The organism is Psychrobacillus sp. L3, from assembly GCF_042945595.1.
Taxonomy (GTDB): domain Bacteria; phylum Bacillota; class Bacilli; order Bacillales_A; family Planococcaceae; genus Psychrobacillus.
On sequence record NZ_CP168493.1, the window covers coordinates 849,166 to 875,709 of the forward strand.

Annotated in this window: 24 protein-coding genes; 22 read left to right on the forward strand and 2 right to left on the reverse strand. The window is 36.7% G+C overall.

Translation table 11 applies throughout. The features are described 5' to 3' along the window. Nucleotides 1-43 precede the first annotated feature (43 nt). The 15 genes from ACEPXD_RS04010 to ACEPXD_RS04080 all read left to right on the forward strand — a co-directional run bounded on the left by ACEPXD_RS04010 (nt 44) and on the right by ACEPXD_RS04080 (nt 15,968). Nucleotides 44-862, forward strand: coding sequence for an SDR family NAD(P)-dependent oxidoreductase (locus tag ACEPXD_RS04010; protein ID WP_391120165.1), 819 nt, complete (start codon nt 44-46; stop codon nt 860-862). A gap of 10 nt (nt 863-872) precedes the next feature. Beyond that, nucleotides 873-1,910, forward strand: coding sequence for a ketopantoate reductase family protein (locus ACEPXD_RS04015; RefSeq protein WP_391120166.1), 1,038 nt, complete (start codon nt 873-875; stop codon nt 1,908-1,910). Between the two features lies 1 nt (nt 1,911). Next, entirely contained in the window at nt 1,912-2,553 is a 642-nt protein-coding gene (locus ACEPXD_RS04020) for a GntR family transcriptional regulator (protein ID WP_391120167.1), read from the forward strand. A gap of 14 nt (nt 2,554-2,567) precedes the next feature. After that, nucleotides 2,568-3,554, forward strand: coding sequence for an ABC transporter ATP-binding protein (locus ACEPXD_RS04025; RefSeq protein ID WP_391120169.1), 987 nt, complete (start codon nt 2,568-2,570; stop codon nt 3,552-3,554). Beyond that, a complete protein-coding gene (locus ACEPXD_RS04030; protein ID WP_391120171.1) occupies nt 3,535-4,491 on the forward strand; it encodes an ABC transporter ATP-binding protein in 957 nt (318 codons plus the stop codon). Before ACEPXD_RS04025 ends, ACEPXD_RS04030 begins: the two co-directional genes overlap by 20 nt. A 20-nt stretch (nt 4,492-4,511) precedes the next feature. Beyond that, nucleotides 4,512-5,525, forward strand: a complete 1,014-nt coding sequence (locus ACEPXD_RS04035) for an ABC transporter permease (protein WP_391120173.1) — start codon at nt 4,512-4,514, stop codon at nt 5,523-5,525. Nucleotides 5,526-5,535: 10 nt separating this feature from the next. Continuing rightward, on the forward strand, nt 5,536-6,354 hold the full coding sequence (gene nikC, locus ACEPXD_RS04040) for a nickel transporter permease (protein ID WP_391120175.1): 819 nt from the start codon (nt 5,536-5,538) through the stop codon (nt 6,352-6,354). 77 nt (nt 6,355-6,431) lie between these two features. Further along, on the forward strand, nt 6,432-8,081 hold the full coding sequence (locus ACEPXD_RS04045) for an ABC transporter substrate-binding protein (protein WP_391120177.1): 1,650 nt from the start codon (nt 6,432-6,434) through the stop codon (nt 8,079-8,081). Nucleotides 8,082-8,158: 77 nt separating this feature from the next. After that, nucleotides 8,159-9,094 carry a M14 family metallopeptidase gene (locus ACEPXD_RS04050; RefSeq protein WP_391122988.1) on the forward strand — a complete coding sequence of 312 codons (936 nt, stop codon included), beginning with the start codon at nt 8,159-8,161 and terminating at the stop codon, nt 9,092-9,094. Between the two features lie 3 nt (nt 9,095-9,097). Beyond that, complete coding sequence (locus tag ACEPXD_RS04055) at nt 9,098-10,234, forward strand: M20 family metallopeptidase (RefSeq protein WP_391120179.1); 1,137 nt, start codon at nt 9,098-9,100, stop codon at nt 10,232-10,234. A gap of 12 nt (nt 10,235-10,246) precedes the next feature. Next, complete coding sequence (locus ACEPXD_RS04060) at nt 10,247-10,987, forward strand: creatininase family protein (protein WP_391120181.1); 741 nt, start codon at nt 10,247-10,249, stop codon at nt 10,985-10,987. After that, nucleotides 10,987-12,234, forward strand: a complete 1,248-nt coding sequence (locus tag ACEPXD_RS04065; RefSeq protein ID WP_391120183.1) for a hypothetical protein — start codon at nt 10,987-10,989, stop codon at nt 12,232-12,234. The genes ACEPXD_RS04060 and ACEPXD_RS04065 overlap by 1 nt, the downstream gene beginning before the upstream one ends. A gap of 14 nt (nt 12,235-12,248) precedes the next feature. Continuing rightward, a complete protein-coding gene (locus tag ACEPXD_RS04070) occupies nt 12,249-13,997 on the forward strand; it encodes a M28 family peptidase (protein ID WP_391120184.1) in 1,749 nt (582 codons plus the stop codon). Between the two features lie 152 nt (nt 13,998-14,149). Then, nucleotides 14,150-15,160, forward strand: coding sequence for an asparaginase (locus ACEPXD_RS04075; protein WP_391120186.1), 1,011 nt, complete (start codon nt 14,150-14,152; stop codon nt 15,158-15,160). 370 nt (nt 15,161-15,530) lie between these two features. Next, nucleotides 15,531-15,968, forward strand: a complete 438-nt coding sequence (locus ACEPXD_RS04080) for a HEAT repeat domain-containing protein (protein WP_391120188.1) — start codon at nt 15,531-15,533, stop codon at nt 15,966-15,968. A gap of 75 nt (nt 15,969-16,043) precedes the next feature. Here ACEPXD_RS04080 and ACEPXD_RS04085 read toward each other — a convergent pair whose 3' ends face one another. Next, nucleotides 16,044-16,781: an IclR family transcriptional regulator gene (locus ACEPXD_RS04085; protein ID WP_391120190.1), complete on the reverse strand. Its 738-nt coding sequence runs from the start codon at nt 16,779-16,781 to the stop codon at nt 16,044-16,046. A gap of 166 nt (nt 16,782-16,947) precedes the next feature. Here ACEPXD_RS04085 and ACEPXD_RS04090 point away from each other — a divergent pair, with 166 nt between their 5' ends. The 6 genes from ACEPXD_RS04090 (at nt 16,948) to ACEPXD_RS04115 (ending at nt 24,135) form a co-directional block, all read left to right on the forward strand. After that, nucleotides 16,948-17,820, forward strand: coding sequence for a dimethylarginine dimethylaminohydrolase family protein (locus ACEPXD_RS04090; RefSeq protein WP_391120192.1), 873 nt, complete (start codon nt 16,948-16,950; stop codon nt 17,818-17,820). 14 nt (nt 17,821-17,834) lie between these two features. After that, nucleotides 17,835-18,602 (forward strand): dimethylarginine dimethylaminohydrolase family protein, encoded by a 768-nt coding sequence (locus tag ACEPXD_RS04095; protein WP_391120194.1) that lies wholly within the window; start codon nt 17,835-17,837, stop codon nt 18,600-18,602. Nucleotides 18,603-18,673: 71 nt separating this feature from the next. Next, a complete protein-coding gene (locus tag ACEPXD_RS04100; RefSeq protein WP_391120196.1) occupies nt 18,674-20,071 on the forward strand; it encodes an amino acid permease in 1,398 nt (465 codons plus the stop codon). Nucleotides 20,072-20,173: 102 nt separating this feature from the next. Next, complete coding sequence (locus tag ACEPXD_RS04105) at nt 20,174-21,772, forward strand: M20/M25/M40 family metallo-hydrolase (RefSeq protein ID WP_391120197.1); 1,599 nt, start codon at nt 20,174-20,176, stop codon at nt 21,770-21,772. 220 nt (nt 21,773-21,992) lie between these two features. Then, nucleotides 21,993-23,375 carry an NADP-specific glutamate dehydrogenase gene (gene gdhA, locus ACEPXD_RS04110; protein ID WP_391120199.1) on the forward strand — a complete coding sequence of 461 codons (1,383 nt, stop codon included), beginning with the start codon at nt 21,993-21,995 and terminating at the stop codon, nt 23,373-23,375. 274 nt (nt 23,376-23,649) lie between these two features. After that, the gene (locus tag ACEPXD_RS04115; RefSeq protein WP_391120201.1) at nt 23,650-24,135 is read left to right on the forward strand and encodes a C40 family peptidase; all 486 of its coding nucleotides are present in this window, start codon (nt 23,650-23,652) and stop codon (nt 24,133-24,135) included. A gap of 52 nt (nt 24,136-24,187) precedes the next feature. Here ACEPXD_RS04115 and ACEPXD_RS04120 read toward each other — a convergent pair whose 3' ends face one another. Further along, complete coding sequence (locus ACEPXD_RS04120) at nt 24,188-25,276, reverse strand: CdaR family transcriptional regulator (protein ID WP_391120203.1); 1,089 nt, start codon at nt 25,274-25,276, stop codon at nt 24,188-24,190. A gap of 125 nt (nt 25,277-25,401) precedes the next feature. Between ACEPXD_RS04120 and ACEPXD_RS04125 the strand changes: the two genes are divergently transcribed. After that, nucleotides 25,402-26,532 (forward strand): glycerate kinase, encoded by a 1,131-nt coding sequence (locus ACEPXD_RS04125; RefSeq protein WP_391120205.1) that lies wholly within the window; start codon nt 25,402-25,404, stop codon nt 26,530-26,532. The last annotated feature ends 12 nt before the right edge of the window (nt 26,533-26,544 follow it).

Below are 26,544 nucleotides of genomic sequence, written 5' to 3' on the forward strand. Positions count from 1 at the left end.
AAGCATATAATGTATTTAATTATAAAATAGGTGGTGAAGTATTTTGTTTAAAAGTGTTAACAGTTTACAGTCGACACTATTTGAGGAAAAATTGGCGATTGTGACAGGTGCAGCAAATGGTATCGGATATGCGATTTGTGAAGCCTTTATCAAGCACGGCTGCAATGTAGTAGCGTTAGATCTTTTAGAGGATAAATTAATGGAAAACAAAAGAAACATAGATACATTTATTGCAGATAATAATTTGAAAAATAAATTCACCATCATATCGGCGGATTTAACTGATGAAGATGCAGTAAATAATGCAGTGTTGAAAGTAGTTAAAGAATATGAAAATATAAATATTCTAGTAAACACTGCTGGTGGCGTTGCTGGACAGATACACAAACCAATCGAAGAAATTCATAAAGATGAGTGGGAAAAAGTCATTGATATAAATTTAACCTCTACATTTTTAATGACGAAAGCAGTTGCGTCCAATATGAAAAATAATAAGAGTGGACGAATTATCAATATTTCAAGCGGGGCTGGAAGGAGTACTAGTTTAACTGGCATACAAGCCTATGCAAGTGCAAAAGCAGCGCAAATTGGATTTACTCGACAAATGGCACAAGAGCTTGGGCAATATGGAATTACTGTTAATAATGTTGCACCTGGTTTTGTCTTATCTAATCCATCAACACAAAAGCAATGGGATGCCATGAGTGAGGTAGAACAGAATGCATTAATACAAAAAATTTCATTAAAAAGATTAGGTAAAGCAGAGGATATTGCATATCCAGTATTGTTTTTCGCATCGGAATATGCGAGCTACATTAGCGGACAAACAATTTCTGCGGATGGAGGCTTGCAATTATTTTAGGAGGGTAACGATGAATATTACGATTATTGGAGCTGGGGCAATTGGTGGAGTTATTGGAGCTTATCTAATTAAAGAAGGTAGAGAAGCTACTTTCTGTGATATCAATGAAGAACATGTAAACCAAATAAATAAAAATGGCTTGCAAATAGAGGGACCATTGGATAGCTTCCTAGTAAAAGCGAAAGCTGTTACACCGACTGAACTATTGCATGGAAATAGACAGATAGATATTTTGTTTCTATGTGTGAAAGCACAACATACAGAGGAAGCTCTTAAACCATTAGCTCCTTTATTAACAAAAGATTCTATCGTCGTCTCGCTCCAAAATGGATTAAATGAGCTGAAAATTGCAGAACTAGTTGGAAAAGAACGGACTATGGGGTGTTTTGTTAATTTTTCAGCAGATTACTTAGAACCTGGGAAAATTTTATACGGAGGGGTCGCCTCCCTTTATTTAGGAGAACTTGATGGAACTTTTTCACCACGATTGATCAAGCTTCAGGAGATATTACAATCATGGGGACCGATAGAGGTAACAGATAATATTTGGGGCTATTTGTGGGGGAAATTATCCTATGCTGGATTACTGTTCGCAACTGCATTAGTAGATGAAACGATGGCTTCGGTCGTTCGAAATGAACAATATCGGGAAACTTTACTAGAATTATGTACAGAAATTATAGAGTTAGCCCATAAAGAAAATATTACCCCATTAGGTTTTGATGGTTGGACGCCGGATCTTATTTATCCTAGAGAAAATAGAAATGATGTCGTTTTAAATGAAGCATTAGAAAAACTTGCGCAAAGTATGGCAACAAATAAAAAAACGAAAAGTGGAATATGGAGAGACTTAGCAATCCGGAAAAGAAAAACGGAAATAGATGCTCAGCTTGTACCACTTATTGATATTGCCAAAAAGCATGGATTGGCAATGCCTCTAACAGAGGAATTAATAAAACAAATTAAAGAAATAGAAAATGGAACAAGAAAAATGTCCGAAAAGAATCTTCAAGAGCTTCAGGGCAAATATATATTAGGTGTGATATAAAATGTTTGAAAATCAAAATTTATCGGATCATGTCGTAACGTTAATTAGAAAAATGATTTTAAACGGAACTTTAAAACCAGGAGAAAGAATTAATCAAGCGCAATTAGCGGAAAAGCTCCAAATATCGAGAGGACCAATACGAGAAGCTCTAAGATTATTGCAAAATGAAGGACTTATTAAATATGAATTAAATAAAGGCACCTATATTACGACCCTTTCAAACGAAGATGCGTATGAAATATATACATTAAGAGGATTGTTGGAAGGAAAGGCAGCCCAATTGGCACTAAAAAACATTCAGGTACAAGACTTTGATAGATTACAAGAGATAATGGAAGGCTTTGAAAAGTCCTTTATAGAAAATGACTTAGAGTCACAAGCACAATATGATATTTTATTTCATCAAACGGTCGTTAGAGCTTCTAAGCATAATAGACTTATTCATATGCATCAACAATTAGATACGCAGGTTGGAGCAATGTTTTTCACAGTAGCAAGTATTGCACCAGTGAGAGCTAAGCACGTAGTGGAAAACCATCAAAAATTAATTGATGCACTTAAATCTGGAAATGAAGAATACGTACAAAAAGAATTTTCTGAACATTACAATAATACTTTGTTGGATTTACTTAAAAATAATTGAAAGGGGGGAATGCCGTGTTGTTAGAGGTAAAAGATCTTACCTTATCACTTATGAGACAGGGTAGTTATACAAAGATATTAGAGAATGTTAGCTTCACCGTTCAAAAGGGTGAAACGCTTGGGATAGTAGGGGAATCTGGATGTGGAAAAAGCATGACGGCTTTATCGCTGATGAAGCTACTACCAGATAAAGCAAAATTGTTTGGGGAGGTTCTATTAGATTCGGAAGATCTTGTGAAGCTGCCAAGAAAGAATTTGGAAAAAATTCGTGGTGATCAAATGTCTATGATTTTTCAAGACCCTCTTACTTCTTTAAACCCTCTTCATACTGTAGGAAAGCAAATTGAGGAAACATTAGTTTTGCATACTGATTTGAATAAAGGTCAAAGAAGAAATCGTGTCATTAGCTTATTGAAAGAAGTAGGACTTCCACGTGCAGAAGATTTATACAACGAGTATCCCCATCAATTATCTGGTGGAATGAGGCAGCGAATTATGATTGCTATTGCAATGGCTTGTAACCCTAAATTACTCATTTGTGACGAACCGACTACAGCATTAGATGTAACAGTTCAAGCTCAAATTTTAGAACTAATGAATCATCTAAAAGAAACGAATGACATGGGTATTATCATGATTACACATGATTTAGGAGTAGTGGCGGAAGTATGTGACAATGTCATGGTAATGTATGCCGGACAAGTTGTAGAAAAAGCCAATGTAATTGAGCTATTTCAAAACCCCAAGCATCCATATACAAAGGGGCTTCTAGATTCTATACCACAACTAGAAGGGAAAATAGAGAAGTTAGGATCAATACCAGGTACTGTACCATCTCCTGAGAATATGCCTGTAGGTTGTAGATTCTATGATCGATGCAAGTATGCAATGGGAAAATGCAAATTGGAGACTCCTCCTACCGTTGAAATAAAAGAAAATCACTCTACAGCTTGTTGGTTATATGAAGAGGAGGTACGTGAAAATGAACTTGTTGGAAGTTAAAGAATTAAAACAATACTACACCTCCAATAAAGGGATCCTTGGCGAAAAAAGTGTGGTTAAAGCGGTAGATGGTGTATCCTTTCATATTCGTCGAGGGGAGACACTTGGGATAGTTGGAGAATCGGGATGTGGAAAATCTAGTTTAGGTCGATCGGTAATTAGACTTTTACAACCTACCTCTGGAGAAGTATTTTTTGAAGGAAAAGACATTTGTAAAATGTCTAGACGAGAAATGAAAAAGATACGAAAAGAAATTCAAATGGTATTTCAAGATCCATATGCCTCACTTAATCCACGTAGCACGATTCGAACTATTTTAGAAACACCTCTAATAACACATGGGAACAAAAATAAAGAAAGTAGAACAAAAATAATAGAAAATTTAATAGATAAAATTGGCATTCGAAAAGATCAATTAGATCGTTATCCCCATGAATTTTCTGGAGGCCAACGTCAAAGAATTGGAATTGCAAGAGCTTTAACATTAAATCCAAAGTTAATCGTAGCAGATGAGCCAGTTTCTGCTTTAGATGTATCTGTACAATCTCAAGTACTGAATCTTATGGTCGAACTTCAAAAGGAATTTAACTTAAGTTATATGTTTATTTCCCATGATTTATCTGTAGTGAAACATATTTCAGATCGAGTAGCGGTTATGTATTTAGGAAGAATCGTTGAAATTGCCGAAGTGGAATCCATGTATGAAACACCTTTACATCCTTATACGAAAGCGCTACTTTCTGCAGTTCCGTTACCAGATCCTACTAAAAAAAGAGAGAGAATCATTCTTCAAGGAGATTTGCCGAGTCCAGTAAATCCTCCAAGTGGTTGTACATTTCATACAAGATGTCCTATTGCAACAGAAGAGTGTAAAAACTCAGTTCCGGCATTACGTGAAATTAAAGAAGGGCATTTTGCTTCTTGTCTAAAACTATGAAGAAGAAGGGAGAATAATAGATGGATGCTATAAGGTATATTATTAAACGTTTGCTACTGATTATTCCTATTCTAATTGGAATTACAATTCTTACTTTTTTTATTTCCAATACGATCCCCGGAGACCCTGCACGACTTGTTGCTGGCCCTTATGCAGATGCAAAAGTAATTGAAGAACTTAGAGAATCAATGGGATTAAATGACCCTGTTTATGTTCAATATTTTCGATATGTATCAAATGTAGTAAAAGGCGATTTTGGTACAAGTAACTTTACACATCAAGCAGTATCGAAAGACTTAAAAGAATTTTTCCCCGCCACCTTAGAATTGACCTTAGTTTCCATGCTTATTACCGTTCTTATAGGAATTCCATTTGGTATAGTCAGTGCCAGTAAAAAGGATAAATTCGCCGATCAATTTACGAGGGTATTTGCACTTATTGGAGTAGCGATGCCTGCATTTTGGCTTGGAATTATTTTATTATTACTATTTTATTTAAAGCTAGATTTACTTCCTGGTGCAGGTCGAATTGACACTAATTTATCCCCACCTCAAAAAATTAGCGGTTTATATACAATTGATGCGCTTTTAACAGGAAATTGGGCTGTTCTAAAATCAACAGTGGAGCATCTGATACTCCCAGCCTTTACTCAGGCAGCAGTAACAATTGGAATGATCACAAGAATGACACGATCTAGTATGTTAGAAGTATTAGGCAGTGATTATATTCGAACAGCCTATGCAAAAGGTGGAACAGAGAATCGAGTATTATATGGCCACGCTCTTAGAAATGGTATGATGCCTGTTTTAACTTTGCTTGGTATGACTTTTGGCCATTCATTAGGAGGTAGTGTCCTCGTAGAGTCCGTATTTTCTTGGCCAGGAGTAGGTAAGTATGCGGTAAATGCAATTACATACTTGGATTTTCCTGCAGTTATGGGTGTTACAACGTTAATCGCGGTATTATTTATTACTGTAAATCTAGTAATTGATGTTTTATATGTAGTAATTGATCCGAGATTAAAGTACGAATAGGGGGTGTCGTATGTTAAAAAGAATAGGTTCCAGTCCACTTACAATGTTGGGAATTTTTTTAGTTGGAATGCTACTAATTATGGCATTATTTGCACCAATTATAGCTCCACAAGATCCATTAGAAATTAATATTAGTCAAAAGCTTTTATCCCCAAGTGTAGATCATTGGTTCGGCACAGATGAAGTTGGGCGAGATATTTTTAGTAGAATTATATATGGTTCCAGAATTTCATTGAAGATTGGTTTACTAGTTGTTTTAATCGCATTTCCAGTCGGTACAGTTTTAGGGGCTATTGCTGGTTTTGTTGGAGGCATAGTCGATCAAATTATTATGCGAACAACGGATATTTTCATTTCATTTCCTGGAATTATATTGGCAATGTCTATCGCAGCTGCACTTGGTCCTTCCATTGAAAACGTACTACTTGCACTCGCTATCACTTGGTGGCCATGGTATACAAGAATCGTTCGATCATCCGTTCTTCAAATAAAAAATGCAGAATTTGTAGAGTCTGCTAGAGCAGTTGGTATTAACCCTGTGAAAATACTTTTTAAAGAAGTTCTTCCAAACGCCATTGCACCGGCAAGTATTCAGGCCTCTTTAGATCTAGGCTTTGTCATATTATCAGCTGCTGGTTTAAGTTTTATCGGATTGGGTGCTCAACCACCTTCACCAGAATGGGGTGCAATGCTTGCATCTAGTAGAGAAGTTTTAAGGGATGCTTGGTGGGCAGCTACTTTTCCAGGTTTAGCAATACTTTGGACGGTTTTAGGATTCAATTTACTTGGCGATGGTTTACGAGATATTTTGGATCCGAAAAACCGCTAATAGAATGGAATGAAAGGGGTGATTCCAAAGTTTTCATTAGCTATATAAAAATCTAATTAGAAAAAGAGGGGAAGCATTTGGAGAGAAACAGAAAATGGTTATTCATGTTTGCGCTCGTGTTTGCATTACTTTTAGTATTAGGGGCATGTAGTGATAGCGGTAAGAAAGAGAGTGGGACTGATTCGAAAGATGATCCAGAAGCAAAAGAACCTAAAACGGAAACACCGGTAGAAGAAAAAGGTTCCGGATCAACAGAAGTATTTAATTTTGCAACAAACCAAGATATACCACATATAGACCCTCATGGTACATCAGCGAACACGTCATTCCGTGTAACCTATATGTTATACGATCGCTTAGTTACTTATGATGGGACAACGACAGATGTTATTCCACAACTTGCAGAAAAATGGGATATCTCACCGGATGGTTTAACTTACACATTCCATCTCAATAAAGAAGCCAAATTCCATGATGGAACACCTGTTACGTCTGAAGCTGTAAAATATTCTTACACCCGTGCAATGGATGTAGGGAAATCCGCTGCTGGTCAATTTAAAGATGTTATTAATAAAGATAGTTTTGAAATTGTAGATGAACACACGATAAACATAACGCTTGAAAGACCTTTTGCTCCATTCTTAAAAACATTAGGTACAGTTTTTGGAAACATTGTGAACCCAAAACTTGCAGAGCATAATGGCAGTGATTTAGGGGAAACTTACTTGGCAGATAAAGAAATGGGTTCTGGTCCTTTTATTTTGGAAAGTTGGGATAGAGGACAGAAACTAGTAATGAAAGCTAACGAGGATTATTGGGGCACAGTACCAACGTTAAAAACAGTAAATATATTAATCATAAATGAACCTTCTACAGCTCGATTAATGATGGAAAAAGGGGAAGTTGATTTAATTGACTACTCCATGATCTCTCCAGATGTTTTAAAACAAATGGATGGAAATAACGATATTACTGTTCTAAAATCTCCTGGTTACGCAATTGATGACATTGCTATTAACACTGAAAAAGAATATCTAAAAGATCCAAAAGTAAGGCAAGCTCTTGCACATGCAGTAAATTATGATTCTATTATTAATGATGTTCTACTTGGTGGAGCAGAACGTATTGGTGGAATAATTCCAAAAGGAATGTTTGGGTATAATCCTAATATTGAATTATATGACTTTGATTTAGAAAAAGCTAAGGCTTTACTGAATGAGGCCGGTTATGAAAAAGGTTTTCCATTAGAAATTGCAATATCAGAAAATAATGAAGTTAGAAAGAACATTGCGGTAATGATGCAGTCTGATTTTAAAAAGATAGGAATTGACCTGCAAATTAGAGCCTTAGCATGGCCAACATTTTTGGATTTAGTTACAAGCGGTCAGCATCAATTAGCATTAGCCGCATGGACTCCTGATTATCCAGATCCGGATTACAATTTGTGGTATTTTGCACACTCATCTAGTAAAGGACCTGGATTTAACTTAGCATTCTATGATAATCCAGAAGTAGATAAATTGTTAGAAGAAGGCCGTTCCACAGTGGATGAGTCTGTTCGTGATAAAAATTATCAGAAGATTCAAGAAGTAATGAGCGAAGATGTTCCTTATATATTTCCGGCTCAGCGCTCTGTTGAGGCACCTATGAAAAATTGGGTGAAAGGATATGAAATTAACCCTATGAATACATGGTATGTACCGTTCCAAAAAATGACGAAAGAATAACATGTGAAAGCGGTCGTAAAGAAGTAGTTTTACGATCGCTTTTTCTAAATATTATATAGGAGTGGATTTGGTTGTGGATGATTAATAACTTAGTCGTAAATAGAGATGATAAAATAAGTGGTTTTTTACATTTTCCAACTTTGGAACATAACATTCCCGCGTTTATGATAAATGGAAAAGAAGAGGGTCCTTCAGTTTTAATAATGGCTGGAGTGCATGGATGCGAATACACTTCCATTGATGCAGCCTTAAAGCTAGCGAAAGAATTAACTCCAAATGATATTGTAGGGAAATTAATCATTTTACCTATTGTCAATATAGCCTCCTTTTATAAACGATCCATTTATGTTCACCCAAAAGATGAAAAAAATTTAAATCGAGTATTTCCTGGGAAAGAAAATGGAACGGAAAGTGAAAGGTTAGCATTTTGGTTACACAAAGAGATCTTTTCTCAAGTTGATTTTGTATTAGATTTACATGGTGGCGACATGATAGAAGCTTTAGTGCCTTTTACTATTTATCAAATGTCTGAAAATCTACAGCTTATGAACGAAGCCCAAAAAATTGCATCGTTATTTGGTATTCCATATGTTGTAAAATCGGAATCTCAAGTGAAGGGATCAACTTATTCCGCAGTTACTTCGTTAGGGAAAATAGGGGTAATTGCCGAGGCGGGTCAACAAGGGATATTAGATGAATCTTCTTCTAAACTATTACAAGATGGCACAAAAAATGTATTGAAATATATTGGTCTGCTTAATGGGGAGTTCGTAGAGGAGCCAGTAAAAAACTTAGAAACATTTGAATGGTACCGAGCAACTATTCAAGGACTTTGGTACCCAACGGTGGAAATTGGTGCAGAAGTGAAAAAAGGGGAGATACTCGGTTATATAAAAAATGTGTTTGGTGAGACAGAAATTGAAATTTATGCACAGGTTGATGGCTTAGTTTTATTTTTAGTCACTTCATTAGCTATTAATGTAGACGATCCATTATTAGCGATAGGAGATTAATAGATGACAAGAATGCTTGATTATTTAAAAGAATACCAAAAAAGTATAGAAAAAACACTAATACGTCTTGTGAAAGCTGAGTCTCCTTCACTGGATAAGAAACTCGTTGATCTATGTGGAGAAGTATTAATGGAGGAATTTACAAAGCTTATTGATGGAGATATACAAATTTTGGAGAAGTCGACTGTGGGAAATCAGTATTTATTAACTTACGGTGCGCAAGATTGTAAAGACCAAATTCTCATCATTGGTCATCTAGATACTGTTTGGGATAAAGATGCTTTGCCTTTAAAAATAGAAGAAGATACTCTTTATGGTCCTGGAGTATTTGACATGAAAGGCGGTTTAACGATTTCTCTTTGGGCTATGAAAGCATTAAAAGCATTTAATATATTTGGAGATAAGAAAGTTGTACTGCTTATTACATCTGATGAAGAAATTGGAAGTATCCATTCAAAGGAAATTATTATTCAAGAAGCTCGAAAAAGTTCTTTGGTATTGATTCCTGAATCTAGTATTGAACCTAACGGAGCTGTCAAAACAGAAAGAAAAGGAGCGGGTAACTTCTATTTGGAAGTAAAAGGAGTTGCAGCTCATGCTGGAATTAATGCATGGGATGGAGCAAGTGCTATCGAGGAACTTGCTTATCAAATTATCGACTTGAAGAAGTTAGCAAATCGGGAAGAAGGCATATCCATTAATGTAGGGATAATATCTGGAGGTTCCAGATCCAATGTTATAGCAAAAGATGCATATGCAGAAATAGATGTTCGGATTACGAAAAGAGAACAAGCAGAGCTGATTACTCAACAAATTATGAATCGTCCTGTTTTTGTTGAAGGAACGAGTACTGTAGTAACAGGAGAAATCGAGCGTTTTCCACTAGAAAGAAACGAAAAAGTAGTCTCTCTCTATCATGATTTAAAGGAAATAGCTTTACTGCATGGATATGAATTAGAGGAAGGATCTTCAGGTGGAGCAAGCGATGGAAATTTCACTGCAGGTGAAGGTATACCTACAATTGACGGTTTAGGTCCAATTGGTGGTGGTGCACATTCAGACCATGAACATATTATTTTGTCTAATTTACCAGAAAGAGCGGCTTTATTGGCTGAAATGATCGCAAAACATTTGCAATGAAGGAGGATTTTCATGTACTTAATGGACTTAAATGCAAGCAAATTTAATGAAGTGAAACAAACAGTAAATACTATTCTATTACCAATTGGAATGATGGAGACGCATGGACCCCATGCCACTTTAGGTACAGATGTATGGATTCCAAGAGAATTTGTAAGAAGACTTGATAAAATAATCGGTGAAAAAGTGATCATGGCGCCTGAAGTTGCATATGGTCATTCTTGGGCACTTGCGCCTCATTCTGGAACATTTGATATTTCAAGTGAGGCTTTCTCGAATTATGTGTACGAAATAGGCAAGGAGTTTTATCGAAATGGGTTTAACAATTTAATATTATTTAACGGTCATGGAGGCAATATTCCAAGCTTAGCAATTGTTACTGAAAAATTAGCAGATATAGGAGTTAACACGCTAACAATAAATTGGTGGATGGATTACCGAGAGGATATTCTGACGATTACATCTAAACCTGGTCATGGTGGAGAAGATGAGACTTCATTAGTTCTAGCGATTGATGAAAAACTAGCTGACTTGTCCCTAGCAGGCGATTTTTCTATTGAATATAATCGAAAGTTAAAATATAAGGATATGGGAAAAGTGCTGTATAAAGATGGATATATGGGTGATGCAGCGAGCGCAACAGCGGAAAAAGGAGTTGCATTATATGAACTTTTGACAAATCTTATTTTAGAAGATGTGAAAGATTTATGGGACTTGTCTGCTAGTAAATTATTGAGCAAGGGAGAATCTTAATGAAGCTTTGGACTGAACAGGAAACAGGAGAAAAGATTGTTGATATTACATTAAGTTTAAATGAACAGGCTATGCATCTGTTTGAAACCGAAGTAACAACCGCAAGTTATAGTGACGTGAAAGCTACTTTGAAAACCTTTGATGAAATTGGTTCTGCCATAGAAGAGGTTGAAAAGGCAGTACGGACTTTGGAAGGTCATCCTGGAGAATATCTGCGAGGCATGATTAATGGATTTAACTATTTTGCAAGAAGTATGCAAGGTGACAAAATTCCATATGATGAGCTTATTTTAAATATTCAACAGTTACCTTCGACGTTAATTTCAGATGAGCAGCTTGCACATGCGAAAGAGTTGGTGGAGGAAAGCTTAACGAATATTGGATATTCGGGATCATTTGCTGACAAAATTTCAGCGTGGAAAAGTGACACGATGATTGCACCAGAGGAAGTGGTGAATGTTGCGGAGAATTTTAGAGAACTTAGTAAAAAAGGTACTCTAAATCGAGTAATAGAATTACCTCCTGAAGATGGTGTTGATTGGATCAAACCAATTCGTGGTGTTTTTTGGAGTGGTTATTCAAAATATACGGGAGATTATCGTGGTAACTTAACTTTTAATATCGATCGCCCATGGACAGAGCCAATTCTTGCACAAATAATGACCCATGAAGCATATCCAGGGCATCAAGCTTTCTACTGCCGATGGGATTATGAATTTAAAAATGGAAATTTACCGTTAGAAGCTTCTTATTATATGATAAATAGCCCTACTAATGCACTTTTTGAAGGTGGACCAGAAACAGCATTATCATTTTTAGGTTGGGATGATGTTGAGGAAGAAACAGAAGGTATTAGCGATGAGAAAAAAATGCAATATCGAGCGGCACGACATTTCCTAGATTATCAGCGTATGTATATGACGAATGCTTGCTATCTTTATAATCTTCATGCTATGACGAAAGAAGAAGTCATTCGTTATATGATAAATGAAGGTGGAATAACTGAAATAGAGGCTAATAATTGTTTTCGTTTTTTCTCCCATCCAGTCCAAAAAACATATTATCCAAGCTATTATTATGGGCGCTGGATGATTGGAAACGCTTATGCGCAAACGCCGAAAACCTTACGAAATGAATATTATAAAATCTTGTATGATACACCTCATACGACAGAGACATTTGTGAAAGCAATCTCTCAGTTGCATAACAAAGAATTTGATTCGTTCAACACATTTAACCAAAAATAAATGAGGTGATTGAATTGAAACGAAATTTAACAATAGAAGAGAAGTTAATAGTAAATCAAATATCCAATGAGGAACTCTTATCAGATAATAGTGAAATTGCGAAAGAAGTTAGATTATCTGGTTCCATAGAAGAGTTAAGAGCTTTTCAATTCATTCAAAAAAGACTTGAGTCATTTGGTTTAAAAGCGGAAATTGAGTTCGATGATGCTTATATAAGTATTCCTATTCAATCGAAATTAGAAGTTAACGGGGAGATAATAGATTCTATCACCCATTCTATGGCCAAAGATTTGAATAATGAAGAGCTAAGTGCAGAGTGTGTTTATCTCCAAAATTTAAATGAAGATTCTCTTAGATTAGTTAAAAATAAAATTGCGATTTATGACAGTATCGCTATTCCTGATATCGTAAAGCAATTCGAAGACTCAGGAGTAGCTGGGGTTATTTTCATTAACGGCCCCAATACTCATGAGATGATTGTTTCAAGAATATGGGGAAGTCCATCTGTTCAGGACAAAGATTTATTGCCTAAAATACCTGTCATTTCGATCAATAATAAGAATGGTGAAAAATTGCTTGATTTATTGAAAATAGCGAGTTTCAAAGCAATCATTTCTACTGAAGTTTGTTCTAGATGGATGAAGATACCAAGACTTATTGCTGATATTCGGGGAGATTATGAAACGGATCACTTTGTTTTGTTGTGTGGGCATGTAGATTCTTGGCATTATGGCGCGATGGATAACGGATCTGCAAATGCTTTAATGTTACAAGTGGTAAAAATTCTCGCTCAAAATAAAACAAAATGGAAACGTAATGTACGTATTGCTTTTTGGTCAGGACATTCTCATGGAAGATATGCGGGTTCGGCTGCTTATTGTGATAAAAACTGGGAGGACTTGAGCGAAAATGGTGTCATGCATTTTTATGTGGATTCTGTTGGAGGTAAAGGAGCAAACATTTTTGTAGATAGTAATGCAATGGCCGAAACAGAAGATATCGCAATCGATGTGATTGGTCGCCTTACAGATCAATCATTTGTAGGTAAACGATATTCCCGTTCTGCTGATCAATCATTTTGGGGCACAGGAATTCCTTCCTTATATATGGGGATGGCAGAACATGAACTATCCCATGATCCTGCTTATAAAAATGTCCAAAAACTATTTGCAGGTACAAAGGGTGGGGGATTCGGCTGGTGGTGGCATACAGTGGAAGATACGATAGATAAGATAGATCCTGATGTATTAAGAAAAGATTGTGAAATCTACTTATTATCTCTTTATAAAGTGTTAACAGACAACATTATTCCAATCAATCCTCTTAAAGCAGTAGAAGAAATTCATAAGCATCTATGTGATTATAAAGAAAAAGGGAAAGACATTGCTGATTTATCACTCTCGATAAATAGGGTAGATGAGATTAAACATAAGCTAAGAAAAGTGTTGGAAATAAAAGACCGATTGGAGTCAGATTCAGAGCATACTAGATTATTCAATGATTTTCTACTTAATATATCTAAACTTCTCGTACCCATCAATTATGTTGGTGGCAGTATGTTTGAGCATGATTTAGCATCAACAACTGTACCGGTTCCATCATTAGCATTGATCCATCTTTATACAATTGGTCTTAAAGATGAGGATTATTATTTGTTACAAACTGCGATTCGTCGACAGGTGAATTTTTTGAATTACGAGTTGAAGAAAGTGATTCGAGAAATAGACAGTATTAGGGAAATTTTAGTGGAAGTCTTGGAATAAGTATTTTTCAAATAAGCGTAATTGAATCCAGAAAAGTAGTCTTTACCTCCTTTAGATTGCTTTTCAATTATATGGAATCTTTATATATGAAGACCTTTAAGGTTGTCAAAACTTTAAAGGTTTTCTTCAAATTAATTATAGGACGTGAAAAGATGAATGCTGCAAACTTAGTTAATGTCATGCGAGGAAATCTTATAGAAAGTAAGCATCTTGGTCATATTGCTATAGTAGATTATACAGGGAAGTTAATTGCTTCAAAAGGAAACATAAATTCCATCATATTTGCACGTTCCTCTATGAAGCCTTTACAAGCCATTCCTATTATTGAAACAGGAGCATATGAATCATACCAATTGGAACCTGCCGATCTATCCTTATGTTGTGCTTCCCATAACGGGGAGGAACAGCATACTGATCGAGTTATTTCTATATTAGAGAAAGCGGATTTAGTGGAGAGTAGTCTACAATGTGGTACGCATATTCCTAGATGGGAAGAAGCTTACAAGAAAATAATAATGGAAAATCGAAAAGTCACTCCTGTCTACAACAATTGTTCGGGAAAACATAGTGGGATGTTAATAACGGCAAAACACTTAAATGAACCAATAGATTCCTATTACAATATGGAGCACCCCGTTCAACAAAGAATTTTACAAGTTATCAGTGAGTTAGCAGAAACTCCTAAAGAAGATATTCAAATTGGAGTGGACGGATGTGGAGTTCCGGTTCATGGAATAGCATTAGAGAAAATTGCTTTAGCCTATGCAAAAATGGCTAAACCAGATAATCTACCGAATAGTAGAAAAAAATCCGTAAGCCAAGTAGTTCATGCAATGATGCAAGTACCAGAAATGGTAGGAGGAACAAATCGCTTTTGCACTGATTTTATGAAAGTAGTAAAAGGAAAAATGTTCGGAAAAGTAGGAGCTGAAGGAGTCTACTGTTTTGGAGATTTAAGAAGCGGAATAGGAATCGCGATTAAAATAGAAGACGGTAACAGCAGAGCTACTTCACCCGTTGCAGTTGAAGTGATGAAACAATTGGGTATGTTGACGGGAGAAGAATTGAACGAACTAAAAGAGTATCATTTACCATCCATTAAAAATGCGAGAGACGAAAATGTAGGTTCACTTAATGCAGACTTTCTGTTGGATTATGTATAAATGTAACGAAGAAAATGAAATTAAAATGAATTACTAAATCACCGCATTGTTATTTTGGGGTGTTGCCCCAACCAACAATGGCAAGTCCTTTTCCTTCGCATCATGCTGTGACTTGTTGATCCGTTCTTGTGCAGTAAGGATTCTCGTATTTTTTTCTTTTTTTATTAATCAAATAGTGTTCTGCAATGATGAGCAAATCCAAAAGTATTAAATTTAATAAAATTGGGAGAATATTGCCCTTAACAAAATAGGAGATATGCGTTTTGTAGTATATAATGTAGAAAGAGAAGAAATGATTTCTACAGATAAACGAATAAAATTGATAAATCGATCATCTCATATAAATTGAAATTGAAGGAGTTTGGAGTATTTGAGTAAAAAAATAATTAAAGATGAGTTGCCAGAGAATTATGAGGAACTAAAAAAAGCAGTCAATCGTACCGCTAGCTGGAGAGCACGCTACGATGCAGTTGAGGAATTAGGGAGATATAATACGAGCCAAGTTATTGATATTATGAACACGAGATTAGCAAATGATCCTGTTTATAAAATTCAAGAAGAAGCTTATCGTATACTAATTGAGTTTGGACAAGATGTTCAATTACCTGCTCGTAAAAAATTTGAAATCGTCAAAGGGGCAAATAAAGTATTCTTACGAGTGAAGAAAAGTTTGCCGAAAGACCATACATTTGAAGAATTCGCTACAAAATTAAAAAGAATGCGAATCGATGTATATGATGCATATGAAGGCGAAAGAGGCCTTGAATGGTTAGAAAACGAATGGACTAACATCGGAAATAACAAGTAAAATATGGATATTGTGAATATGTGTTACAAGTATGTTACAGGTGCCTGGCACCTGTAACATACTTGTAACACTTTTTTAATGGCTCGATACTAGTTTTTGTGAGATTCGATTGCCTGTTTCGATTGCTTTTGTTGCTAGAAATTCAAGTCGTTCATCTGTGAGGTTGAAGCTGACGAATCCTATGCTAATAGCTCCAATAACTTGTCCAAAGCTGTCTTTTATGGATACTGCAATTGAGGATGTGCCTTCTGTTCTTTCAGAGTGGCTGGTTGCGTATCCTTGTTTTTTTATTTGATCGAATGTTTTTTTCATTTCAGTCATTTGGTCTGCAGATATGAGTTGGGACAATATACTTTCTGCTTTGGGTGATGGCATAGCTGCTAGCATCGATTTATTGGCAGCACCAATATTCATTGGTATGCGCAAACCCATTTGATCATAAATTCGAATTGGATTGTTCGGACTATCAATTCTTTCTACAATAATCGCTTCTGTCCCAAGCGGCTTACTTAAATAGACGCTTTCCTCTACTTCTTTAGACAACTGCTCAATCTCCGGTCTAATCTTGCTAATATAATCCATTGAATCATACACTTGAAGACCATATTCCAACCAAATGAAGCCAAGTTTGTATGTTTTCAGTCGTTCATCCTGCTCAACCATTCCCTGTTTTATCATTGCTTGAAGTAGTCTGTGCATAGTGCTGAGAGGAAGTTCGCAAAGTTTGGAAAGATCAGAAATCGTTATTCCTTTTTCTGTTGCATGTGCTGCTAATACTTTTGCCACTGTCATCGCTCGGATGATCGATTGCATGGAATGCACCTCCTAAATAGTAAAAAAATAAATTTACTATTTCAATATAGTAAATAAAAAAGATTCTAAATATATTGACATTGTAACATATTGCAATTATATTTTAAATATAAACTTTTCCGATATTCGGAAACGTTTTCCACTCAACGGAAAAAGGGGAATTAAAATGACCTATAATTCATCTATGTTTAGAAAGTTAGACCGTGTAATTGTCAAACATCCAACTGAAGCGTTCATTAGTCAAGCACATTTGGCTGATCAATGGACAGTGTTTAATTACTTACAGGAACCAAATTTTGAAGAAGCGGTTCGTGAGTATAAAGGATTCATTGAAATATTAGAAAAGCATGTACCTCAAATCGATTATCTTCCAGCAGCAGACACGGTCGGCTTAGATTCTATCTACGCACATGATCCAGTTAAATTCACACCAGCCGGAGCCATCATTCTAAAATCTGGAAAAAAATTAAGACAACCAGAAGCAATTGTTTATAAAAAGTTTTTACAAGAAAAAGAGATTCCTATTATTGGCGAGTTAACAGGGGATGCAGTATCAGACGGCGGAGATATTGTTTGGTTAGATGATAAAACACTTGTAGTAGGTCGCGGTTACCGTACAAATGACGAAGCAATTCTTCAATTAAAAGAAATGACTGCTACATACGTAGATGAGTTCATCGTTGTGCAACTTCCACATGATCAAGGTGAAGCAGAATGTCTACATCTTATGTCTTTCATTAGTATGGTTGATAAAGATTTGGCAGTAGTGCATTCACCATTAATGCCAGTGTTCTTCCGTCAACTATTAATCGAACGTGGAATTCAATTAGTAGAAGTACCAAAAGCAGAATACGACACGCTTGGATGTAATGTATTGGCTCTTGCACCACGAGTTTGTGTGATTGTAGAAGGAAATGAATCTACAAAACAACAACTGTTAGATGCTGGTGCAACAGTCTATGAGTACAAAGGGCAAGAAATAAGTGTATTAGGTACAGGTGGACCAACATGTTTGACAAGTCCAGTTGTAAGAAACTAAAGGAGGAAAATAAAATGAGTATATTTAAAAATGTGATCGCAAAAACACCAGGTAAGAGCTATGTAGGAGGATTAACTACATCAGATTTAGGGACACCGGATTACGATAAATTATTAGCGCAACATGAGGCTTATATTGAAGCGTTGAAAAAATGTGGAGTAGAAGTAACGCTTCTTTCACCAAGTGAAGAATTTCCAGATTCTACGTTTGTAGAGGATGCGGCAGTTCTTACAACTGATTTTGCTGTCGTTACAAATCCCGGTGCAGATTCTCGTAACGGTGAAATTATCGAAATTGAAAGCGCTTTAAAGTCTTTTTATAAAAAATTTCATTATATTAAAGGACCTGGAACACTTGACGGAGGAGATATTCTTCAAGCAGAGGATTGTTTCTTTATTGGGATTTCGGAACGCACAAATGAAGAAGGCGCTCGCCAATTAAAAGAAATTCTAGAAGGAGAAGGTTTCGAAGCAACAATCATTCCACTTGAAAAATTCTTCCACCTGAAAACTGGTATAGCTTATTTAGGTAACAACAAAATGGTCGTAGCAGGTGAATTTGTTGACCATCCAGCATTTGATTCATATGAAAAAATCGTGATCGGAAAAGAAGATGAGTACTCTGCAAACTGTATTCGTGTGAACGACTATGTCATTATTCCACAAGGATATAGCGAAACGAAACGCAAAATTAATGAAGCAGGTTTCGAAACAATCGAATTAGATATGTCTGAAGTTCGAAAACAAGACGGCGGACTTAGCTGCTTATCACTAAGATTCTAATATATTACAGGTATATTACAGGTGCCAGGCACCCGTAACAATTCCTAGGGGTTAAATGGGGGGAAAGTGTTATGTCAAAAGTTGGGGATCAAGCAGTACAAGGTGATTTATTGAACCGTTCGATGAAGAGCCGTCATTTATTTATGCTTTCACTTGGGGGAGTAATTGGGACGGGCCTATTTTTAAATGCAGGTTATACGATTAATCAAGCTGGTCCAGGTGGTGCCATCCTTGGATACTTATTAGGCGGTTTGATCTTATATATGGTGATGATCTGTTTAGGAGAACTTGCGGTTTACATGCCAGTAACTGGTTCTTTTCAAACGTATGCAACTCGTTTTATTAGTCCGTCTGCAGGATTTTCGCTTGGATGGATGTATTTTGTAGGTTCCGCTGCTACAGCAGGGGTGGAGTTTACAGCAGCAGGAATCCTCATGAAGCATTGGTTCCCTGATGTTCCAGTTTGGATATGGTGTGCTCTATTTATGGTTTTATTATTTGCGTTAAATGCCTTATCAACAAAAGCGTTTGCGGAAACAGAGTTTTGGTTAGCAGGTATTAAAGTGGTTGCGGTCATTTTGTTTATTGTCATTGGGGTTGGAGCAATTTTCGGTCTTATTCCACTGGAAGATAGAGTGACTCCAGCGCTTACTAACTTGGCACCTTCTGGATTATTTCCAGCAGGAATCGCTATTGTTTTTGTGACGATGATGAACGTTATTTTCTCTTATCAAGGTTCAGAGATGGTTGGGATTGCTGCAGGGGAAACGGAAGATCCTCAAAAAAATATTCCAAAAGCAATACGTACAATTTTAATAAGAATCATTGTGTTTTATATTGCATCCATTATCGTTTTGTCTGCAATTTTTCCTGCTTCAGAACTTGGTTTGCTGGAAAGTCCATTTGTTACATTAATGAATTTAGCTGGTATTCCATATGCAGGTAGTATTATGAACTTTGTAATTTTAACGGCAATTTTGTCCGTTGGGAATTCATGTTTGTATGCATCTACTCGATTACTATGGTCAATGGCTAAAGAAGGAATGGCACCAAAAATGTTTGGTCGTCTTTCTAAGCGCAAAGTGCCTTTAAATGCATTAATTTTCACGATGGTTTTCTCTTTATTCTCATTATTAACTAGTGTAATGGAAGCGGATGCGGTGTTCGTCTTATTAATGTCCATCGCAGGTATTGCCGTTACTATTTCATGGATGGGTATAGCGACTTCTCAGTTAATGTTCCGTCGAAAATATTTAAAAGATGGCGGACAATTAGCCGAATTAAAATATAAAGTACCTTTTTATCCTTTAATACCGTTAGTTTGTATCGGATTTTGCCTTATGATTCTAGTATTTCTCTCATTCGATCCAGAACAAAGAATTGGTCTATACTACGGAGTAGGTTTTTTCATAGCTTGTATGCTATTCTATAAACTGAGATTAGAAAAAAAGAATAAAAAGTCAGTTTAAGAAATAAATAGGTGCCAGTCACGACACAAATGGGACGCAACTCCAAGCATTCAGAATAGTGTCAGTGTCTGGCACTATAACTATGTAAGGGAGAAATTCGAGATGAATCAATTATTTTGGGAAACACCAGAAAAACTTCGAGCATTGTTATGTGAACTCGTTAGTTGGAATAGTATTACGCTTACGGAAGGCGAAACAAAGTTCGCTCCAAAAGTGATAGATAAGTTGAAAGAGCTAAAGTATTTTCAAGCGTATCCAAGCCATTTGCAGATGCATGATGCAGGACTTGGAAGGCATACGGTCACTGCTTTGTATAAACACCCAGAAGCGACAGAGACAGTTGTGCTTATTAGTCATTTTGATACCGTTCAGACGGAAGAGTACGGAGTTTTAGAACCGCTTGCCTATTTTCCAGAGGAATTAACGAAAAAGCTAATGGAAAATCCATCTGATTTACCAGAGTCAGCTCGTATCGATTTGGAAACAGGAAAGTATTTATTTGGCCGAGGCACGATGGATATGAAAATGGGATTAGCGCTTCATATGCAGCTTATTGAAAGAGCGAGTATGGAAGAATGGCCGATCAATCTTATTTTAACCACTGTTCCAGATGAGGAAGTGAACTCTGCTGGTATGCGTGCAGCAGTGACACAGCTAGTTCATATTCGCAATGAATTCGGTTTAACCTATAAATTATTCTTAAATAGCGAACCTTGTTTTTCTCAAAGTCCAACTGATATTGATGAATATATTTATTCAGGAACAATTGGGAAGATTATGCCTGCTGCTTTATTTTATGGAAAAGAAACGCATGTTGGGGAGCCGATGAAAGGAATGACGGCGAACTATATTGCCTCTTATTTGACACAGCGGATGGAATGGAATCCATTATTCTGCGAGACGGATCTTGGTGAAAGTACGCCACTTCCGGTTTCATTGCAGCAAAAAGATTTAAAAATGTCGTATTCAACGCAAACTCCTTACCGTGCAGTGGCGTTGTATAACGTGTTTTTATTGAAACGTACAGCAAATGAAGTGATGGATCTTTTCGACCAAGTAGCAACAGAGGCAATGGATGAGCTAAACAAGAATTATCAAGTGATTTGCGAACGTGAGCAAGTAAAAGGGGTAGGACAAGTGAAGGTTCTTCGCTATGAAGAACTACTTGCATATGCCAATAAAAAATTAGGTATGGAAGAAGTGGAACGATTGAAGAAAGCTTCACTTCAGCAGGAAGATTGGGACGATCGTGAAAAATCACTACGCATCGTGGATGATTTAATGATTCAGTGCCAAGAGTTGGCTCCTGCAACCGTTATCCTATTCGCACCACCTTACTATCCAGCGGTGAATACATCCAATCATCCGCTTGTAATAGAAGCGGTAGAATTAATGAAACGATCGGCGCAAACGTTTAACAATACAGTCAAGCAAATCCACTATTTCAATGGTATTTGTGATTTAAGTTATGTAAATTACGAGGACGATGGCAATGGCTGGACTGCTTTCGAAAGTAACACACCGGTATGGGGCGACACATACAGCATTCCATTTGAGGATATGTCTCAACTAAAAGGTCCAGTATTAAATGTAGGACCATTCGGAAAAGATGCACACCAAAAAACAGAACGTCTACACGTGGACAGTGCATTCGTCGAATTGCCTGTCATGCTAGAAACACTCATAAAAAGCTTATACTAAAAGAAAAAGTGACTTCGCAGTTTCTAACTGGAGTCACTTTTTTGTATATTACAGAATTGTTACGGGTGCCAGGCACCCGTAACAATTCTGTAACGCTTTTACAAATGCGTATTTATAGTTCTAAATGCATATTTATAAAAAACACGTAATATCATTGAAAATTTTCTGAATTTTCGAGATAATGGATATAACCATAAGGAAGGTGAGGGGGAGAATAACGATGGAATTGAAAAGAGATGTGGATATAGAACAAAGAAATAGGGCAAATGATTATGTACATGGAGTATATGAATTGGTGAAGAGACGAAATCCAGGGGAGAAAGAGTTCTTGCAAGCGACTCGTGAAATTTTTGATTCCCTTCGCCCAGTATTTTTAAAGCATCCTAAGTTTATTCATAATGGGATTTTAGAACGTATTACGGAACCTGATCGGGTTATTACTTTTCGTGTATCTTGGGAAGATGATACTGGTAAAGTGCAAGTAAATCGCGGTTTCCGTGTGCAATTTAACAATAGTATGGGGCCATATAAAGGCGGGATTCGTTTTCATCCTACTGTGAACAGCAGTATTATGAAGTTTCTTGCTTTTGAACAGACCTTTAAGAATGCACTGACTGGTCAACCGATTGGTGGGGGCAAGGGTGGCTCTGATTTCGATCCTAAAGGTAAGTCGGAGCGCGAGATTATGCGTTTCACACAAAGTTTTATAACAGAACTGAGTAAATATATAGGCGCTGATATGGATGTTCCAGCGGGAGATATAGGTGTTGGAAAAAGAGAAATTGGGTATATGTTTGGGCAGTACAATCGTTTAAAAGGCGGTTATGAGGCGGGGGTATTCACAGGAAAAGATCCCAATCATGGAGGAAGCTTAGGCCGAAAAGAAGCGACTGGTTATGGTTGTGTTTATTTTGTAGAGGAAATGTTGAAGGAAACAGGAGATAGTATTGGAGGGAAAAATGTTATTGTATCCGGTTCTGGGAATGTGGCGACATATGCAATGGAAAAAGCGATTGAGCTTGGAGCGAAAGTGCTTGCTTGTAGTGATTCGAACGGCTATATTTATGATCCTAACGGAATTGATGTAGGTACCGTTATTCAACTGAAAGAATTGGATAATAAAAGAATACAGGAGTACACTAATTTTCATAAACTAGCGACATATCATGAAGGCTGCACTGGCATTTGGTCGATTCCATGTGATATTGCTTTACCTTGTGCAACGCAGAATGAACTAGAAGAGATAGATGCTTCATTACTCATCAAAAATGGGGTAAAGGCTGTCGGAGAAGGAGCTAATATGCCTTGTACAGAGAAAGCAATTCTTGCATTTCAAGCAAATGGTGTATTATTTGGACCAGCAAAGGCAGCAAATGCTGGCGGGGTGGCGGTTTCAGCAATGGAAATGTCACAGAATAGCATGCGTCTATCTTGGACGGTAGAAGAAGTAGATGACAAGTTGAAAATTATTATGAAGAATATTTATACAAGTTGCCATGATGCAGCAAAGAGTTTTGGGTATCCAGGCAATCTAGTGGTGGGTGCGAATATAGCGGGTTTTATAAAAGTGGCAGATGCCATGGTTTCGCACGGAATACATTAATAAGGTAGGATCGTTCCGACTGTCAATTGTTGACTAGGGACGATTTTTTTTGAAAGTATTTGCATTTTACATAGTAATTATCCAACTTCTGCACAAGTATGCATTTTGGATCAAACAAATTTTCGAAAAGTATTAGACGTTTTATGTAATCGTTTTGTTACACAACTGTAAAGCCACTGTGTTTCGGTTCATGTTAGTATGGGTATAGAGAAATTTTCAAGCACAATTTGTTAGAACGTTTTTCGAAAAAACAGCTTTTGGAGGAATATGAGATTTGACTTCTTTGTTTAAAAAAATCATTACCATCTTTAGTTTAACTGTAGTTTTAGCCGCGGGAACATTTGCAGGAAATACAGAGGCAGCAAGCTCTGTAGCATCAACTCAAATCGTATCGAGTGCGAAAAATCTAGTAGGAATTAAATATCGTACTGGTGGAACAACGAAGGCCGGATTTGATTGCTCCGGATACGTCGGGTATGTTTACAAACAACACGGAGTTTATTTACCAAGAACAGCAGCAGGAATGTACAGCACAGGAACTTCCGTGAAAAAATCGAATTTAGCAGTGGGAGACCTAGTTTTCTTTAACACAACAGGAAAAGGTGTATCTCATGTTGGTATGTACATAGGTAGTGGAAAATTTATTCATGCTTCGACATCAAAAGGTGTTCGAGTGGATAAATTAAATGACCCATATTACTGGGGTTCAAAATACGTTGGAGCTAAAAAAGTAGCGAAGGTAGCAGTTGCGAGAAGATAATAATAAAAAAGATAAAACCGTTTCGGCTAATATGCTGAAACGGTTTTTTAATTCATTTTAGTTTTGAAGCATAGCACCACAAGGCAATTTGTAAGACAAGGGCATCTTGGAAAACAGATGGATTGTAGCCGGTTTGCTCGCAAATTTTCTTCAGTCGATACGTGAGTGTATGCCGATGGATATCCAAAGTAGCTGCACATATTGCAAGTTGTTGGTTGCAATTAAAAAATTCTTGTAAAGTTTGAAGCAACTTTTCGTTTAATTCATTTAAAACCCGATTTGCAAAGTGTTGTGCTTCTTTTGAATCGCGCTTCTTAAATAAAGCATACAGTTCTACCTCTTCGAAATAGGTGATGCTTTTATTAGAAGATCCCTCTCTCAAAGCAATTTTTGCCGTTTGATAAGCATAATGAACTTCTTCAAGTGAGTGGACGACTAGACCAACTCCAATCGGTAGGGCGCTATACTTCTTTAAATTGGAAACCAATAAGGAAATTTTATTCTGAAATGATTTTTCATCTAGACCAGCAATAAGAATAAAATGCTCGTGTAATTGATAATGCCCTACTAAGATGGAGTCGCTTTGAAAAAAGTATTCGATTCCTTGCAAGATGGATTGATATGATTTTGACTCGGGATTCATTTCTAGCATAATGGCATAAAAGGGTGCTTTATTTAAAAATCCTATTTTATTTATTCGCTCATAGATGACTTTTTGAAGAGGTTGACCACTCATTAATTCTTCAAATACCATTTCTTGCATTTTACGTTTCCATTCTCTTTCCGATACGATCAATGCTTGGTGTACCATCATTTCGGTTGTGAGTTGAACTAATGTAGCTATTTCTTCCATTTCTTCGGGATTTCCTGTAATGCCTATTATACCGACTAATTCATTTTGAAAAAATATAGGTAAATTAATACCAGTTTTCGTTCGTGGAAATAAGTGTCTATTTTCTTCCGTAATCCATAAAGGCTTTTTCGTTTCTGCAACGACAACGGCTCCTTCATGTATACTATCTACTCGCAATTCATCTCCGGAGGCAAGTATCATTCCATTTGTTTGAATAACATTAATATTCCGGTGCAGTCGCAGCATTGTTTGGTCGACAATTTGATTGGCAATCTGTTTTGTAATCATATAACCTCCCGAAAGTATAAAATAGCGTGATAATAATCCAATGATTTTATACTTTAAGTATAATGTAAATCGTCTGAATAATCACTATACTTCAATGTAAGCGCTTAACTAAAGGAGGTGTTTACGTGAAAATCATTGTTAGTCCTGATTCTTTCAAAGGTTCCTTAACAGCAATAGAGGCTGCTCAAGAAATTTCAGCGGGCATAAAAGAGATTGACCCCAAGATTGAAACTGTCCTACTACCTATAGCAGATGGTGGAGAGGGTACCCTTGAGCCACTTATCAATGCTACGAATGGACAAACCGTTTATGTCGATGTACATGATCCGATTGGTCGCCAAATTTATGTCGAATATGGTGTCTTAGGAGATGGAGAAACATGTGTTATTGAGATGGCAAAAGCATCTGGTTTAACATTACTAAAGGAGCACGAAAAAAATCCGCTCATTGCATCTACGTTTGGAACAGGTGAATTAATCCGCCATGCATTGGATAACGGATATCGAAAGTTTGTCGTTGGTATCGGAGGCAGTGCAACCAATGATGGTGGAACAGGTATGCTTCAAGCGTTGGGAATGAGATTTCGAAATGAATTAGGGGAGGAAATTGCACAAGGGGCAGGCTCATTAAAAGATCTTGTTGAAATTGACGTCCTGAATTTTGATCATCGAATACAGAAATCACACTTTATCATTGCTTGTGATGTGGACAATCCATTCATCGGACCAACTGGAGCTACTGCGATTTTCGGTCCCCAAAAAGGAGTCACTCCAAATTTAGTAGAAAAGTTAGATCGAAATCTATTAAATTTGGCAAATAAAGTGGAAAGCCTCACAGGAATTACACTACATGATCAACCTGGAGCAGGTGCAGCAGGGGGGCTAGGCGGTGCTTTTCTAGCATTTTTCCCAGTCGAATTAAAACCAGGCATAGAAGTAGTCATGGAGGCAATTGACTTTCACCGAAAAATAGAAGATGCAGATTTCATCTTTACAGGGGAAGGGAAATCAGATTTCCAAACACTTTCTGGCAAGGCGCCTATCGGAATTGCTAACGCCGCAAAAGAGCATGGCATACCAGTTGTTTTAATAGCAGGTTTTATTGAACAAGAGAGTATTACGCAATTATATCCTTATTTTTATAAGCTCGCGAGCGTAGCGGATGGTACTATTTCGCAAGAAGAGTCGATGGCAAATGCTGCACATTATTTACGATTGAGAACGAAGGAAATAATGAAATCTATTTTAGAAAAATAAAAAGGGGTGTGA

Coding starts and splice junctions, on each gene's coding strand:
- ACEPXD_RS04015 (WP_391120166.1), top strand. CDS start 873: ATGAATATTACGATTATTGGAGCTGGGGCAATTGGTGGAGTTATTGGA.
- ACEPXD_RS04020 (WP_391120167.1), top strand. CDS start 1,912: ATGTTTGAAAATCAAAATTTATCGGATCATGTCGTAACGTTAATTAGA.
- ACEPXD_RS04030 (WP_391120171.1), top strand. CDS start 3,535: ATGAACTTGTTGGAAGTTAAAGAATTAAAACAATACTACACCTCCAAT.
- ACEPXD_RS04035 (WP_391120173.1), top strand. CDS start 4,512: ATGGATGCTATAAGGTATATTATTAAACGTTTGCTACTGATTATTCCT.
- nikC (WP_391120175.1), top strand. CDS start 5,536: ATGTTAAAAAGAATAGGTTCCAGTCCACTTACAATGTTGGGAATTTTT.
- ACEPXD_RS04050 (WP_391122988.1), top strand. CDS start 8,159: ATGATTAATAACTTAGTCGTAAATAGAGATGATAAAATAAGTGGTTTT.
- ACEPXD_RS04055 (WP_391120179.1), top strand. CDS start 9,098: ATGACAAGAATGCTTGATTATTTAAAAGAATACCAAAAAAGTATAGAA.
- ACEPXD_RS04060 (WP_391120181.1), top strand. CDS start 10,247: ATGTACTTAATGGACTTAAATGCAAGCAAATTTAATGAAGTGAAACAA.
- ACEPXD_RS04065 (WP_391120183.1), top strand. CDS start 10,987: ATGAAGCTTTGGACTGAACAGGAAACAGGAGAAAAGATTGTTGATATT.
- ACEPXD_RS04075 (WP_391120186.1), top strand. CDS start 14,150: ATGAATGCTGCAAACTTAGTTAATGTCATGCGAGGAAATCTTATAGAA.
- ACEPXD_RS04085 (WP_391120190.1), bottom strand. CDS start 16,781: ATGCAATCGATCATCCGAGCGATGACAGTGGCAAAAGTATTAGCAGCA.
- ACEPXD_RS04090 (WP_391120192.1), top strand. CDS start 16,948: ATGACCTATAATTCATCTATGTTTAGAAAGTTAGACCGTGTAATTGTC.
- ACEPXD_RS04095 (WP_391120194.1), top strand. CDS start 17,835: ATGAGTATATTTAAAAATGTGATCGCAAAAACACCAGGTAAGAGCTAT.
- ACEPXD_RS04100 (WP_391120196.1), top strand. CDS start 18,674: ATGTCAAAAGTTGGGGATCAAGCAGTACAAGGTGATTTATTGAACCGT.
- ACEPXD_RS04105 (WP_391120197.1), top strand. CDS start 20,174: ATGAATCAATTATTTTGGGAAACACCAGAAAAACTTCGAGCATTGTTA.
- gdhA (WP_391120199.1), top strand. CDS start 21,993: ATGGAATTGAAAAGAGATGTGGATATAGAACAAAGAAATAGGGCAAAT.
- ACEPXD_RS04120 (WP_391120203.1), bottom strand. CDS start 25,276: ATGATTACAAAACAGATTGCCAATCAAATTGTCGACCAAACAATGCTG.